The following is a 16,013-nucleotide window of genomic DNA, read 5'->3' on the forward strand; positions in this document are numbered from 1 at the left end:
AGGTTTCTTTTTATTTTCTCACAGGCCCGAGCCTGTCGAGTATTTCTTCAACAACAACCTTTTCATCAAAGTCGTGCTTTATCCCTTTAATTTCCTGATAATCCTCGTGTCCTTTTCCAGCCAGGAGGATTACATCGTCTTTCTGGGCATTACGAATCGCATATTCAATCGCTTCCTTCCGGTTTTCAATACAGGTGTATTTTCCGTCCGTCTGTTTCATGCCCTCTTCAATCTGCGCTATAATGGCGGCCGGTTCCTCAAACCGGGGATTATCTGACGTAATGATCGTAAAATCGGCGCGTTCCCCCGCAATCTTCCCCATGATGGCACGTTTGCTGGAATCTCTGTTTCCACCACAGCCAAAAATCGTTACGACCCGGGCGGGCGCAAAGCTCTTAGCTGTGTCGAGCGCATTCTTAAGGCTGTCTGGCGTGTGGGCATAATCCAAAATGATGCTGCACTCGCGTCCATGAGTATCAAGCGGCTCAAACCGTCCAGCAACCGGCTTCATCTTTTTTAGCCCCTGTTCAATACAATAGCTGTCAATCCCTGCTGCATTAGCAGCTACAATTGAGGCCATTGCATTATAAACAGTAAAATATCCGGGAATCGGCACTTCAATGTGTAGATCCCGTCCGTCAATTTCAACTGCAAATTTTGTTTTCTCGTGTGTCAGTTCCAAATCTTTTGCCGCATACTGAATTGGCTGGAGTACGCTGTATTTTATTACTTCACTTTTCGCTGCACCCATCATATTTGCCGCGCTGTCGTCATCAATATTAATTATGGATGTCTCAGCTTGCTCAAACAGCATACTTTTTGCCTGAATATAATTATCCCATGTCTCGTGGAAATCCAGATGGTCTTGTGTTAGATTAGTAAAAATCCCAATATCAAAATCAATTCCGTAAACCCGTTTCAAAACCAGGGAATGAGAGGAGACTTCCATCGCAAGCACTTCGCACCCCTCGTCTGCCATTTCTTTCAACAGACGCTGCAAATCAACCGATTCAGGTGTCGTACGTTCCGTATGAATTACCTTGTCGCCGATCATATTACGAATTGTCCCGATCAGTCCAACCTTGAGCCCTGCCTGTTCTGCAATTGCTTTAATCATATAGGTCGTCGTCGTTTTTCCGTTGGTGCCCGTAACCCCAATCATCTTCATGCGGCGCGCAGGATATTCAAAAAAGCGGCACGCTGCAAGTGCCATCGCTTCCCTATCGTTTTTCACAACGATTTGCGGCACGCTGATCCCTTCCTGATACTCGGTTACAACGATTGCAGCAGCGCCTTTTTTCACCGCGTCCGCAGCATATTTATGTCCGTCTTCAGCAAATCCAGAAATACAAAAGAACAGATCTCCTTTGTGTACTTTTCGGGAATCATATTTCAGATCCTTAATTTCTGTTTCTTCATTACCATGTATTTTACAATTTATATTGCGAAACAATTCACTTAGTTTCATTTTTGCATCCTCCCGAAATCCGGATATTATTATACCACAAAATGTTGTATCTATCTACTGCTCAGACGCAATTTGTAGTTTGAAGTCAATCACAATATTGCTTCCCTTGCTGACTTGCGTTCCCGCCGCAGGGGATTGATCCTGCGCGACTCCGCTGCCTCTTGCAACAAACACGAGTCCGGATGAAATTGCCGTATTTCGCGCCGTAATGATGTCCATACCCGTAAAATCCGGGACAGTAACCATCTCGTTTCCCTCCTGCTGCATTGTTTTTGTCTCCATAACAAGTACAACCGTATTGTTTTTATAGACCTCTTCATCAGCTGCCGGAACCTGACTGACTACAGTGCCGCTTCCGTCATAAGATACTTGCAGTCCTGCATTGGCGAGAATATCGCGTGCCTCCTGCAGCTCCATTCCAACTACATTGGGCACAGTTACCTTTTCCTGTTCCGATACATTTTCGCTGGGCATAATGTTCCCATTTTTAAGCGCGCCGTCCAGCGTTTCCTGTACATACGGTGCACACACCATTTCCGCTTTTTCGGTTGCCGGAATCCCAGTGGCCGTAATCATGACCATATATTTGGGATTATCGGCCGGTGCGTATGCAATATAGGTGGAAATCATATTTCCCTGCACTATAATCCCATCTTTATATTGATTTGCCGTTCCGCATATTGCGCCGATGGAATAGCCCGCAATACTAATACCGTCAGACTGCGCCCTGTTTTCCATGATGGATTTGATTTGTGCTGCCGTATCTTCCGTGACCGTCTGCCCTTTTGCCTCAGGTGCATAGGTTTCCACCATATTTCCCTCGGCATCCGAAAGTCCAAGCACCATTTTAGGCGTATATAATGTACCGCCGTTTACGAGGGAAGCCGCTGCACTTGCAAGCTGCATTTGCGATATTCCTATATCGGCGCCTGCTCCCATCATGGCAACATCGGCTTTTCGCGCATATCGCTTTTCAATCATATCCCCTGCGGTATCTGTTGAAAAATCAATCCCGGTCTTTGTTCCGAAGCCAAATCCTTTCAGGTATTGATAGAATACATCCCGCCCCATAGCATCGGCCTGCATGGCTGCGCCCACATTGCAATGGTTCAAAACTGCATTATCCAGATCCTGGGAACCGTGCGCACTATTGCAGACAATTACCTCGCCGTCCACAGCGTGAGTTCCCGTGCATATATATTCCCCGGAAACGGTTCCGCTGTCGAGCGCAGCAGCCGCCGTAAAAATTTCTAATATATTTCCTGGCTCATAGGAATTTGCGGTGATCACATTTGTCGAAAGCGCGGAAAGCGCTTCGGCATCTTCGCGCGGCGGCGAATTGAGATCGAACTCCGGGATATTTGCCATCGCCAGAACTTCTCCATTGGTTACATCCATCACCAAGCCTTGTACGCTCTCCGGAGACTGTATATCATAAAGTTGTTTACACGCAGTCTCTAAAAAGCTTTGTGTAATCTCATCTATAGTCAATACGACATTCAGGCCATCTTGCGGTTGGATCATCATTTCCTGACCATTTGGCACGCCGCTTCCATCTTTTGCCGTTTCGGCTACCTGCCTGCCCGCACGTCCCGAAAGCGTCGTATTGTAGCGTCGTTCAATCCCTGTCTGTCCTTCTCCGTCAAGCGTAGTATATCCAATAACCTGCGCAGCAAAATCCTTATTGGGGTAAAAGCGTTTCACATCATCCCGGAAGGCGACTCCCTGCAAATTGAGTGCTTCAATTTGTTCCGATTGTTCCATTGATATCTGTCTCTTTAACCAGATTTCTTTTTTCTCGGTATTGGTCGCCTTTTGATAAATCTCTTCACGATCCATTTCAAGGATTTGCGAAAGTTGATCCGCAATTTCATTGGCGTTTTCAGCCTTTGCGATCTTCTCCGGCAGCAGGACAACCGTATCAGCCGCTGCGCTCTGTGCCAGAATCTGCTGATTCCGATCCATAATAGAACCGCGCTTTGCACTCACTTCAACATCCTTGACCCACTGGGATTCTGCCTGGGCTTTCAGGTCTGGCCCCTTCCATAAAGACCAATATCCCACTCGTGTCATGAGCAGGATAATGAGTACAATTAATATGATCAATAAGACGAGCAGCCTTTTTCTTGTAATCAGAACATGCGAGGTTGCCAAACCATTAACTCCTTCTTCACGCTTGGAACCATCCCTTCAATGCTTCCATCATATCTCCGAAGAAACTTTGAATGCCTTCCAAAAAACCCGTTTCCCCAGATGTGTTTTCCTGAACTTGAACCGGGGTTTTCTCCTGCACTTCAGGCTGTACGCTTTCCACAGATGCTGTTTCTTCCGCTTCAGGTTCCAGATAAACGATCTGATCGTCTGTTGGATAATACATATTAAGCTCGGTAGAAGCTTTCTCCTGAATGCTGTTAAGATCCTGGCTAAGCGCATTTTCCATTTTTATTTTATCCAGTTCGTCCTGAAGCGTTTCGTTTTGCGTTTGGATTTGCGCATTTTTATAGCTCAGGTCACTGATCGAAGCATAACGGATTACAATTCCTGTCAACACCGCAAAGACAAAGGCAATCAATAGAATTGTGGATACAATACCTTTTTTCTTCGGGCTCTCATATTCCACAGCAATCGGTTTTACACCATTATATGCCGTATTCTCGATTTGAGGCGCGCGTTCATAGCCACGCACATACCTTTTTGACGCCGGAGCCGGAGCAGCATATCCGCCATAGCTTGCCGCCTGTCGCGGACGCGAATATTCGTTGCGCCGCGAATTTTCTTCATTCCTTCTTCCGGTGCTTCTTTGTGCCTGCCGCCCCCCGTAAGAATAATCATTCCCCGGAGCATAGGCGCCTTCATACGCGGGCATAAGCCGTCTGCCGCCAACTACGTTTTTTACGCCTGTCTGCCGGATTCCATAGCGTTCCCCCTGTTGCTCACCAGAATAGCGCCGTGTTTGCTGTACAGGCCTTCTTGCCTGGCTTGAACGCTGTTCCTGGGCTGGACGCCGTACCTGTGGCGATCTCGTTTGCATGGGACGGCTATTCTGCTGCATGCCTACTCGCCGCGCAGTATGAATTTCATCCTGCTGTTGGAGGCGGCGGCGCTCTGCCGCAATTTTTTGCATCCGGTAGGCTTCCATATCAGAAATACGGCCGCGCTCCGTAGCATTTATCCTACGTGGCAGTTGTATTCTTTCGTAATTGTCATATGCTCTCTGCGGTATCGCATTCATATGCTTCTTCCTTTCGCTATCTCTTTTCCGCTACCCGTAATTTCGCGCTTCTTGCACGAGGATTTTCTTCTAATTCTTCTATTCCCGGGAGTATGGGTTTTCTCGTAATTATCTTAATCTGGCTCACCTTCCCGCATACGCAGACTGGAAGATCCTTGGGGCATTCGCATGGATTAAACAGTCTTTTGAAGGTTTGTTTCACAATTCTATCCTCGAGGGAGTGGAAGGTGATTACTGCGAACCTCCCTCCACTTCTCAGGACAGAAACATAATCCTCCAGTGCTTCTCTGAGTCCTGTCAATTCCCCGTTTACTTCGATACGGATTGCCTGAAACGTTCGTTTCGCAGGATGCGGTCCGTCTCTTCTCGCAGCGGCCGGAATTGCTTTTTTGATTGCTTCTGTTAATTCCTTTGTAGTCTTTATCTGTTTTCCTTCTCGTTCTTTTACAATGAACCGCGCAATGCGGGCAGCCCAGCGTTCCTCACCATATTCTCTTATGGTCTCCTCGAGGGCGCTCTCGCTGTATCCATTTACTACGTCATACGCGGAAAGGGAATCTCCCTGGTCCATCCGCATATCAAGCGGTGCATCCGTATTATAGGAAAATCCTCTTTCTCCTTCATCAAGCTGAAAAGACGATACTCCCAAATCCAGGACAGCCCCGTCAATCTTTTCGATCCCCATGTCATACAGGATCGGTTTGATCCGTTTAAAGTTGTCATGGACCAACGTTACCTGCTCTTTATAGGTGGAGAACCTTTTCGCACAACGTTCGATCGCAGCTGCGTCCCGATCAATCCCTACGAGTTTTCCGCCAGGTGTAATTTTTTCGAGTATCCCGTTTGCATGCCCGCCGCCGCCAAGCGTTCCATCTACAATAGTCTTGCCCGTTTTAAGGTTTAGCATTCCGAGCGTTTCATGATAGAGCACCGGAACGTGCCCGCGCGAACTCATATCCCAAGCTCCGCCAACTTGGCGAGCGTTTCTTCGTAATCCTGGTAGGCGCTGTCGTTATATTCTTCCCAACCTTCTTTCGACCAAATCTCCGCGCGTGTCATCACACCGATAATAACGGTTTCCTTAGTCACGCCGATATGATCCCGCAACCGCTGTGGCAGGAGAATCCTCCCCTGCTTATCTCCCTCGCATTCGCAGGCGCTCGCAAACAGCATACGCGTAAAGCTTTGCGCTGCTACATCGGATATCGGTAAATCCTTGAGTTTGCCGGAAAAGTTTGCCCATTCTTCGGATGAAAACACAAAAAGGCATTTGCCTACGCCTTTCGTCACGATAAAGCTTTCGCCCAGATCGTCACGAAACTTCGCCGGCATGAATACCCTGCCCTTGGCATCTATATTGTGTGTGTATTCACCGATCAACATCTCCGCACAAGACTCCTTTCCCCACTTTTAACCACTTTCCACCACTTTTAATCAAATTTTACCATTTTCACCACCATTATGCAAGCATTTTTGCGAGAAATACAAAAAGACAGCGATCTTATTTTTTCGCTGTCTTGTCGGCTTTTTTCGTTTTTGTAATTCAGTTTAGCGGATCTGTTTTAATGTGAAGTTAAGATAGTCGGCTGAGACAAGATTATAATTTACTCCTCCCGAGGAAACGTCCGTCAAATAAATATTTTTTAAAATGTCACCGTGAAGATGGCCAAACACCACTTCCGACACCTGTTCCTGCTCCAAAATGCGTGCAAATTCCGTATTTTTCATATTTTGGTAAATCGGCGGGAAATGCATCATCACAATTTTTTCACAGTCCGGATATTTTTTGGCTGCATCCAAAGAAAGCTGAAGACGTATCTTTTCACGTTCGTAAATTTTCTGGTCGTTTTCTCCGAAACCGCTATCCTGCGGGAAAGTCCAGCCGCGCGTCCCGCAAAACACATATCCCCCCACCGCAATACAATTATTTTGCAGAATATGGGCATCACCATGTAATATTCCGTTTATTTTTGCCATAGAGCCCCACCAGTAGTCGTGATTGCCTTTAATCATGATTTTCTTACCAGGGAGGCTACAGATCGCATCGATATCCGGTTTGGCGTCCTCCAGCTTCATTGCCCAGCTAATATCGCCTGGAATCAATACTACATCTTGATCTGTCACACGAGTTTTCCAATCAGCGCTTATTTTCTCAAAATGATTTTTCCAGTGTGCGCCAAAAATATCCATTGCTTTGGGTTGTGCATTGGAAAGATGCAGATCCCCGATTGCATAGATGTTCATTCCACATCCTCCGGCAATCCCGTCATCACATCAATATAGGAGAGTATCTTCTCCTTTCCTACCTTGCCTGTTGATGAAACGGGAACAATTTCAAATTCCAAATCCATATCCAGAGCCGCTTCAATATGCTTTGCCATTTGAACCGCATAATGGTAGCGTTTTGACTTTGCAACTTTATCAGCCTTCGTTGCCGCAACTATAAACGGAATGCCAAAATGCGCCGCCCATTCGATCATCTGTAGATCGTCCTCTGTCGGTTTATGGCGAATATCGATGAGAATCACAAGTGCACGCAAATATTTCGCTGCCGCAAAATAACACTCCATCATTTCCGCCCACGAATCGCGCTCTGATTTAGAGACCCGCGCAAATCCATAGCCCGGGAGGTCCACAAGGTAAAAAGAGTCATTTATCAGGAAATAATTGACGAGCCGCGTTTTTCCCGGTTGCTTACTGACATAAGCAAGTTTTCCATTATTCGTCAGGAAATTAATCAGCGAAGATTTACCCACGTTCGACTTCCCGGCAAAAGCAATCTCTGGCTTCCCGTCGTTTGGATAGCCGGAGGCATTTTTCATGCTTGTATAAAAGCTTGCTTTCTTGATCTCCACTATTTTTTCTCCGTCACAAGGGCGTGCTTCAAAACATCGTCAATTTCCGAAGCAAAAATAAAATGAAGTTCATTTCTCACAGACTCCGGAAGTTCTTCCAGATCGCTTTCATTATCCTTTGGCAGGATTATCGTATGAATCCCTGCGCGCAAGGCTGCAAGCGCTTTTTCTTTAATTCCGCCAATCTTCAGCACCCTTCCGGTCAGGGTGATTTCCCCCGTCATTGCAATATCATGCCGCACCGGCCGTTTTGTCAGCGCTGAAACGAGAGCTGTCACCATGGTAACGCCCGCCGAGGGACCATCTTTGGGAATGGCCCCTTCAGGCACGTGAATATGCAGGTCTGTTTTTTCATTAATATCTTTCGGAAATTTCAGCTTCCCAGACATCGCCCGCACAACGGATATACCCGTCTTGGCCGATTCCTTCATGACATCTCCAAGCTGCCCGGTTAGTTCCATTTTTCCATTTCCTGGAATAATAGAAACTTCGACAGGCATTGTCTGCCCACCAACCGCTGTCCAGGCAAGCCCTGTTACGACGCCAACTGTATCACGCTTTAATACATTCGTTTCGCTGCATTTTGGCAATCCCAGAAATTCCTTCAGGTTCTTCTGCGATATAGATATTTTTTCTACTCCATCTGCTACAATTTTAGCGGCGGATTTCCTCATAATGGCGGCAATTTCACGCTCCAGGCTCCTTACGCCGCTTTCCGCCGTATAGCGGTGAATAATATCCATCAGCGCAGCATCGCTGATCCTGACGGCAGAAGGCTTCAGGCCATGTTCCTTCGCCTGCTTTGCGACCAGATGTTTCTTGGCGATATTGAGTTTCTCAACATCCGTATAGCTATCGATATGAATGATTTCCATTCGGTCATATAACGGGCCCGGAATCGTGCTCACATCATTTGCAGTCGTAATGAACATAACTTTCGATAAGTCGAAATCAATATCGAGATAGTGGTCCCGAAACGTATTGTTGATCTCCGGATCCAGCACTTCCAGCATCGCCGACGCGGGATCGCCTCGGAAGTCACTGGACATCTTATCGATTTCATCAAGCAGAAAAAGTGGATTCATGCTGTCCGCCTGTTTAATCGACGTAATAATACGTCCCGGAATCGCTCCAATATAGGTACGGCGATGCCCACGGATCTCCGCTTCGTCATGTACTCCGCCAAGGGACATCCGCACAAATTTTTTATCTAATGCACGTGCAATCGAATGCGCAATCGATGTCTTGCCCACTCCGGGAGGGCCGGCAAGGCACAAAATCGGCCCGTGCATATCATTTTTCAATTTGCGTACGGCTAGAAACTCAATAATCCTGTCCTTCACTTTGGCAAGGCCGTAATGATCTTGGTCAAGTATGCTGCGCGCATGCGCAAGATCCATATTGTCCGTTGTTTCCTTCCCCCACGGCAGGCTGACAATCCAATCGATATAGTTTCGCAATACGCTGATTTCCGGCGAGCCCGGGGCCATACGCGCCATACGTGTCAATTCTTTTTCAGCTTTGGTACGTGCTTCCTCGGAAAGCGGCAAACCTTTGATTTTTTTCCTTAGGTCTTCGATTTCATCCGCATCATTTTCCGTTTCGCCAAGCTCTTTTTGAATCACTTTAAGCTGCTCACGCAGGAAATATTCCCGTTGAGATTTATCAATTTGCTGCTTTACGGAAGATGCAATTTCTTTGTCAATTTCCAGAATATCAATTTCTTTTTTCAGGATACTCATGACAAGCTGTAAACGTTCAAGCTCATCAATGCAGCTCAATACCTTCTGCTTATCGTCCAGCTTAATCGCCACATTAGAGGCAATCATATCTGCAAATTTGCCCGGCTCCTCTACCTCGCTGACCGTAAAAAGCGTCTCGCCCGGTATCCGTGCCCCCAGTGCCGCAAACCGTTCAAACAGGTCCGTCACACGGCGCATATATGCTTCTTTCACAACCTCTTTCGCCGGATCATCGCGCATTTCATCCGGGATCACTTCCACTTCCGCCTGTAAATAGGGTTCTCTCGCAGCATATGACAGAACGCGGGCACGCCGCTCTCCTTCTACGAGTACGCGCAGCGTATCTCCAGGGAGCTTTAAAACCTGCTTTACTTTTGCAATCGTGCCAATTTCATACACATCCTTGATTTCCGGCATTTCGATTTTTAAATCTTTTTGTGTAACGAGAAAAATTTCCTGTCCCTGCGTCACGCATTCCTCTACCGCAGCGACAGACATCTCGCGCCCTACGTCAAAGTGCAATACCATATAGGGAAAAATTACAAGTCCCCGAAGCGCCACCATAGGCATAACTATTTTATTCAATTGCTGTTCCGCTCCTTTAGTTTCCATTGCAGTTTAGATTATACCTTAAAATGCTTTCCATTTCAAATTGATCTCCCGCAAACCATTCTTTCTGCTTTCTTGCCAACAATCCCTTGTAAGCATCTCCTACCATTACATTTGTTGTTCTTTATACAGACACAGCAAAGCAGCAAGCCATTTTTTGAGCATCATTTTTTTCCTTTTTGAAAGGCATACAAATATTTTTACCTGTTGGATCGGCGTTTGGCATAAAACCTGCTCCCCGGATTTGGCCGGCATCGCCCACAATGATGAAAGCATCCGGGTCAATTTTGTAGATTAAATGATAGAGCTTCGTTATTTCCGGCCGGTGCACAGCGCACATCAGCATCTCGCCTTCCCAGTCCGTATAGACCCCGCGCGATTTAAGGGCGGTTACGCCCCGCCGCAGTCTGCATAATATTTCATTGGCAATCCGGTCGTTTTCTTTAGATATAATGAATAACATTTTCCCTGTTGCGACGCTCGTTCCATAGAGAATTACATCAATTACTTTTAATTCGATAAAAATTACAATCACCGCATACAACGGACTTTCCAGATTTTCATAGACAAAGCCCGAGCATACGACAACCACAACATTGGTAAATAAAATCATTTTCGCCATCGGCATATGGGGGAAACGCTTGTTAATCAGATTAGCGACAAGGTCAGTTCCTCCGCGCATCAGGATCAGGGCAAGGCCTGCGCCGTAAAACGCTCCGCCAAAAACAATTGTAATCAATGGATCTCCATGGTAAACGGGAAGAATTCCTTCTGTCAGGTCAATCATGGCTGAAGATATGACAGCCGCAACTACAGTTTTAATAATGAATTCAAACCCAAACGAAAAAAACGCTATAATGAAAAGCGGTATATTCATTACGATAACCATCGTACCGATTGGCAGTCCGAATGTATAATTAAGCATAGTTGCAACCCCGGTAAGCCCACCTGGCGCAATATTGTTCGGTGAAATAAAGGTGTTGATTGCAATTGCAAAAATCAGACTGCCTGCCAAAAACAAGAGTAAATCAGTAACAAGCACTTTTCCCTTTACGTATACTTTCTTTTCCATAGCTGTTATATTTCCCTCATCTTCCGGGAACTTTTCATTTTATCATACCGGATATGATTCTTATTTACAAATAAAAAGAAGGCGCTTGCCTTCCCAGTCTGTCAAATATGCAGCCGGACAATTCTTCTGTTTTAGCTCTCCACTTCCTTGGAATAATAGAAAGCTATTCCCCCATTTAGTTTGCGGATAGCTTTTCGTATTTGCTTCGGACGTTTATGGCTCCATAAACGTATAGCAAAACACAATTCGCACGCTTTGTACAGATAGCTTCAGCACTGTTTCCCTTGTCTGCTGCTTCCAGAATATACGTTTTATCTATCACTAATATCGTATTTTCTGTTTCCGCAGATTAGGCAGGCTCTTCCTTCCGTGGCTACTTCTGCATGTTGTGCTAATTTTTCTGTTCTTCTACGATACATATTTCTCCTTTCCGGCACTTAATCTTCACAGTCCGTCCCGTATTAACAATCTTTCAGGATTGATATGCTATTTTTAACCTTCCATATGCCAGCAAAACATTAAGAAATTCGCATTCAAAAAACAGGCGTATTCCTTTTGATAGGAATACGCCTGTTTCAATTTTTAATAAAGTTTCGTTTTATGAACGAACTTATTTTGACTTCACAACTGCATGTGCTGCTGCAAGGCGTGCAATCGGTACACGGAAGGGCGAGCAGGATACGTAGTTGAGGCCAAGGCTGTCGCAGAATTCAACAGTGGACGGATCTCCGCCGTGTTCACCGCAGATTCCGAGTTTAATGTCGGGGCGGGTCTGGCGCCCAAGTTCTACAGCCATCTTCACAAGCTTGCCGACGCCATCCTGATCCAACTTCGCAAACGGATCAGATTCGTAGATTTTCTTCGTGTAGTAATCGTCAAGGAACTTACCGGCATCGTCGCGGCTGAAACCGAACGTCATCTGCGTGAGATCGTTCGTACCGAAGGAGAAGAATTCTGCTTCCTTCGCGATTTCATCAGCCATAACGGCAGCCCGCGGCACTTCGATCATCGTACCGACTTTGTAATCGATCTTTTTGCCTTTTTCTTCCATGACTTTCTCCGCTGTTTCAACAACGAAGTCTTTTACATATTTCAGCTCTTTCAGATCGCCGACAAGCGGAATCATGATTTCAGGAACGATATTATATTCGGTTTCTTCCGTTACTTCAATCGCAGCTTCCATAACCGCTCTCGTCTGCATCACAGCGATCTCAGGGAACGTAACCGCAAGACGGACTCCGCGGTGGCCAAGCATCGGGTTGAATTCGTGCAATCCTTCAATGATGCCTGTCAGTTCTTCCACGTCAAGGGACATTTCTTTCGCCAGATTCGCAATATCTTCCGGATCCGTGGGCAGGAATTCATGCAGCGGCGGATCGAGGAAGCGAATCGTAACCGGATTGCCCTTCATTGCCTTATAGATGCCCTTGAAGTCTTCCTTCTGCATCGGCAGGAGCTTCGCCAAAGCTTTTTCTCTCTGCTCAACCGTCTTGGAAACGATCATTTCGCGCATCGCGGCAATTCTATCTTCCGCGAAGAACATATGCTCTGTACGGCACAGGCCAATACCTTCCGCACCAAACTCCATCGCCTGCTCCGCATCGTGCGGCGTATCGGCATTTGTGCGAACTTTCAACCTGCGGATGGAATCCGCCCAACTCATAACTGTAGCGAAATCGCCCGTTACCTGGGCTTCCTGCGTCTCAATTGCTTCACCGTACACGTTACCCGTGGAACCATCAAGGGAAATCCAGTCGCCTTCTTTATAGACTTTGCCATCTTCCGTGGTCATTGTCTTCGCGCATTCGTCGATCCTCAACTCACCGCAGCCTGCTACGCAGCACGTACCCATGCCGCGGGCAACAACCGCCGCGTGAGACGTCATACCGCCGCGTGCCGTAAGGATACCTTCGGAAGCATACATGCCTTCGATATCTTCAGGAGAAGTTTCCTGCCGCGCAAGAACTACTTTGTCGCCTTTTGCAGCAGCCGCCGTCGCATCGTCAGCCGTAAAATACAGCTTACCGCAAGCAGCGCCAGGAGAAGCCGGCAATCCCTTTGCAACCGGTTTCGCTTTCTTCAGCGCATCTGCATTGAACATTGGGTGGAGGAGCGAATCGAGCTGTTTAGGCTCTACCTTCAGGATCGCTTCTTCTTCCGTCAATTTTCCTTCTTTTACGAGGTCAACAGCAATCTTGAGCGCAGCCGGAGCCGTCCGCTTGCCGTTTCTTGTTTGCAGCATGTAAAGTTTCCCGCCTTCAATGGTGAACTCCATATCCTGCATATCTTTGTAATGGTCTTCGAGGGACTGTGCAATATTTGCAAACTGCTCATACACCTCGGGCATCTGGTCTGCGAGGTGGGAAATCGGCTGAGGCGTCCTGATACCGGCAACAACGTCTTCACCCTGCGCATTCATCAGATATTCGCCATACAGCTTCTTTTCGCCTGTGGAGGGGTTTCTTGTGAAAGCAACGCCCGTGCCGCAATCGTCACCCATGTTGCCAAATACCATGGCCTGCACGTTAACCGCAGTACCCCAGCTGGCCGGGATATCGTTCATGCGGCGATAAACGATTGCTCTCGGGTTATCCCAGGAACGGAATACAGCCGTTACAGATTCAAGCAGCTGTTCTTTTGCATCCTGAGGGAATTCTTTACCCATTTCCTGCTTATAAATTTCTTTATATTTCTTGACGACTTCTTTCAGATCGTCCGCGTCCAGTTCTGTATCCATTTTAACGCCCTTGGCGTCTTTTGCGGCCTGGAGCTGCTCTTCAAACTTTTCTTTATCGATGCACATAACAACGTCGGAGAACATCTGGATAAATCTCCTGTAGCTGTCATACGCCCAACGCGGATTACCGGATTTCTTCGCCATGCCTTCTACTGCAACATCATTGAGGCCAAGGTTCAGAATCGTGTCCATCATGCCCGGCATGGAAGCGCGGGCACCGCTGCGTACGGATACGAGGAATGGATTTTCCGGATCACCGAACTTTTTGCCCGCGATTTCTTCCGTTTTTGCCATTGCGTCATAAATCTGTTCTACTACTTCATCAGCAATCTTTTTGCCGTCTTCATAGTACTTTGTGCAAGCCTCCGTGGAAACCGTAAAGCCTTGGGGAACCGGCAAACCGAGGTTGGTCATTTCTGCCAGGTTTGCGCCTTTGCCCCCAAGAAGGTTTCTCATGGAAGCATCACCTTCTTTGAAAAGGTATACATACTTTTTTGCCATCTAAAAACTCCTCCTGAATTTATATTTATTTAAAAATTTGTTCACTTATTTGCGTATTATACGTATAATGAAGAGCCACGTCTATTATACATGAACAAATGTAAGAAAACAACAAAAGATTACACTTTCACAAAGATTTTTCACGGAAACATTTCATTGTTTTGAGGTGTAATTCCATCATATTTTCCAGATAACGGCTCATAAGATCTATTACACTTTTGGCGTCCGGCTCTCCGGCTGCTGATTGCACGATATCTTGCGGTCTGGCCCCTCCCATTTTTTCAAGGCTCAAAAGCACGGAATGTGGTACAGAAACAGTAGAGATATGCGGCGCACATTCCCGGCAAATTTCCCCGCCTTCTTCCAAAGAAAAATTTGCCGGATCATTATTGGTTTCATTTCCGCACACTGCACACATGCCGACGACCGGGAAAATACCCATTCGCTCCACAATGCGCGCAAAAAAATACGCAAGCGCCTGCGTATGGGAAAGCGTTCCCTGCTCCATTGAAAAAAGCGCATAAATAAGGGCAAGGAACAAATCTTCATAATCATCCGTGTTTTGCAGCAGCTTATCGGAAAGTTCCAGCATGACGCATGCTGCGGCAAATTTATCATAATCATTCTGAACCTTAAAAAATTCCTGCTTGATGAGCGCTGCCGTAAGATACAGCTTGTCCCCTTTTTTATAAAATTCATATTCCCCGCACGAAAGCGGCTGCGCTGCCGTAGCAATATCGCTTTTCAGCCTGCGCGCGCCGCGCGCCTGAGCATTAATGCGCCCATCTGAACGCGAAAAAAGCGTTAATATCTTATCATAATCTTTATAATCTGCCGTGCGCAATACAATGCAATAGTGCTTTTCCACAGAATTCCTCCCGCTTCTTTAAATTAATATTCCACTTTATTGCCGTTCGTCATATCCGAGCGTCCGCAGCATTCCGCTCTTGTTCCGCCAGTCAGGCTTCACCTTAACCCATACCTGCAAAAAAACCTTTCCGCCAAACAGCATCTGCATATCCTCACGCGCGGCTGAAGCAATTTTTTTCAGCATCCTGCCGCCTGCTCCGATAATAATTCCTTTATGGGAATCTTTCTCACAATAAATCACAGCATCGATATTGGTAAGTTCCCGATCTTCTTCCCGTTCAAGTTTCTCTACAACAACGCCGATACCATGCGGGATTTCCTTGCCGATACTTTTCAGCGCTTTTTCCCGGATCAACTCCGCCGCAATTACCTGTTCCGGCTGATCCGTAACCATCTCCGCCGGATAATACATCGGCCCTTCCACAAGATACTGTTTCAGATATTCGACCAGCTCCGCAAGGCCAAGTTTTTCGGCAGCAGAGATCCGAAAAACTTTCCTACCGTATTTTCCCAGAATTTCTTCCTGCTCCCGGACACGTTCGCCATCCACTGCATCGATCTTGTTCAGGGCAATAACAAGAGGCGTTTCGCCGGTCCCGAGGCGCTTAAGTATTTCTTCGTCTTTTTCACGCACGCCGACTTTAGCATCCGCTACAAACAAAACAGCATCTACATCCCGCGCGGTTTGTTCCGCCGTTTTTAACATAAATTCCCCTAATTTGTTTTTCGGCGTTTGCAAGCCCGGCGTATCCATAAAAACCATTTGATACTCTTCGCGCGTAAGTACCCCGGTAATGCGGCTGCGCGTAGTTTGCGGCTTTTTTGATACAATGGCAATTTTTGTTCCCACAAGCGCATTCAACAGTGTGGACTTCCCCACATTTGGGCTGCCTGTAAGCGCAATAAAACCGGATTTAAATTCCATTT

The 16,013-nt window shown here is 46.7% G+C and carries 12 protein-coding genes; all 12 read right to left on the bottom strand.

Annotated elements, in window-relative coordinates; translation table 11 throughout:
- Positions 1 to 10 precede the first annotated feature (10 nt).
- Positions 11 to 1,468 carry a UDP-N-acetylmuramoyl-L-alanyl-D-glutamate--2,6-diaminopimelate ligase gene (locus tag H8S18_RS03140; protein ID WP_186856829.1) on the bottom strand — a complete coding sequence of 486 codons (1,458 nt, stop codon included), beginning with the start codon at positions 1,466 to 1,468 and terminating at the stop codon, positions 11 to 13.
- A gap of 54 nt (positions 1,469 to 1,522) precedes the next feature.
- Complete coding sequence (locus H8S18_RS03145) at positions 1,523 to 3,622, bottom strand: penicillin-binding transpeptidase domain-containing protein (protein WP_186856830.1); 2,100 nt, start codon at positions 3,620 to 3,622, stop codon at positions 1,523 to 1,525.
- Positions 3,623 to 3,638: 16 nt separating this feature from the next.
- Positions 3,639 to 4,700 carry a cell division protein FtsL gene (locus tag H8S18_RS03150; RefSeq protein ID WP_186856831.1) on the bottom strand — a complete coding sequence of 354 codons (1,062 nt, stop codon included), beginning with the start codon at positions 4,698 to 4,700 and terminating at the stop codon, positions 3,639 to 3,641.
- Between the two features lie 16 nt (positions 4,701 to 4,716).
- Positions 4,717 to 5,655 (bottom strand): 16S rRNA (cytosine(1402)-N(4))-methyltransferase RsmH, encoded by a 939-nt coding sequence (rsmH, locus tag H8S18_RS03155; protein ID WP_186856832.1) that lies wholly within the window; start codon positions 5,653 to 5,655, stop codon positions 4,717 to 4,719.
- Positions 5,652 to 6,083, bottom strand: a complete 432-nt coding sequence (gene mraZ / locus H8S18_RS03160; protein WP_186856833.1) for a division/cell wall cluster transcriptional repressor MraZ — start codon at positions 6,081 to 6,083, stop codon at positions 5,652 to 5,654. Before mraZ ends, rsmH begins: the two co-directional genes overlap by 4 nt.
- Positions 6,084 to 6,248: 165 nt before the next feature.
- Complete coding sequence (locus H8S18_RS03165) at positions 6,249 to 6,944, bottom strand: metallophosphoesterase (RefSeq protein ID WP_186856834.1); 696 nt, start codon at positions 6,942 to 6,944, stop codon at positions 6,249 to 6,251.
- A complete protein-coding gene (gene yihA, locus H8S18_RS03170) occupies positions 6,941 to 7,555 on the bottom strand; it encodes a ribosome biogenesis GTP-binding protein YihA/YsxC (RefSeq protein WP_186856835.1) in 615 nt (204 codons plus the stop codon). Before yihA ends, H8S18_RS03165 begins: the two co-directional genes overlap by 4 nt.
- Complete coding sequence (lon, locus tag H8S18_RS03175) at positions 7,555 to 9,909, bottom strand: endopeptidase La (protein ID WP_207721629.1); 2,355 nt, start codon at positions 9,907 to 9,909, stop codon at positions 7,555 to 7,557. The genes yihA and lon overlap by 1 nt, the downstream gene beginning before the upstream one ends.
- Before the next feature lie 121 nt (positions 9,910 to 10,030).
- Positions 10,031 to 10,978, bottom strand: coding sequence for a YitT family protein (locus tag H8S18_RS03180; protein WP_186856836.1), 948 nt, complete (start codon positions 10,976 to 10,978; stop codon positions 10,031 to 10,033).
- A 610-nt stretch (positions 10,979 to 11,588) separates the two neighbouring features.
- Positions 11,589 to 14,216, bottom strand: a complete 2,628-nt coding sequence (gene ppdK, locus H8S18_RS03185) for a pyruvate, phosphate dikinase (RefSeq protein WP_186856837.1) — start codon at positions 14,214 to 14,216, stop codon at positions 11,589 to 11,591.
- A 127-nt stretch (positions 14,217 to 14,343) separates the two neighbouring features.
- A complete protein-coding gene (gene recO, locus H8S18_RS03190) occupies positions 14,344 to 15,084 on the bottom strand; it encodes a DNA repair protein RecO (RefSeq protein ID WP_186856838.1) in 741 nt (246 codons plus the stop codon).
- A 36-nt stretch (positions 15,085 to 15,120) separates the two neighbouring features.
- Positions 15,121 to 16,011 (bottom strand): GTPase Era, encoded by an 891-nt coding sequence (gene era, locus H8S18_RS03195; RefSeq protein WP_186856839.1) that lies wholly within the window; start codon positions 16,009 to 16,011, stop codon positions 15,121 to 15,123.
- Between the last annotated feature and the right edge of the window lie 2 nt (positions 16,012 to 16,013).

Origin of the sequence: Christensenella tenuis, from assembly GCF_014287795.1 — a bacterium.
GTDB classification, from domain to species: Bacteria; Bacillota; Clostridia; order Christensenellales; family Christensenellaceae; genus Christensenella; species Christensenella tenuis.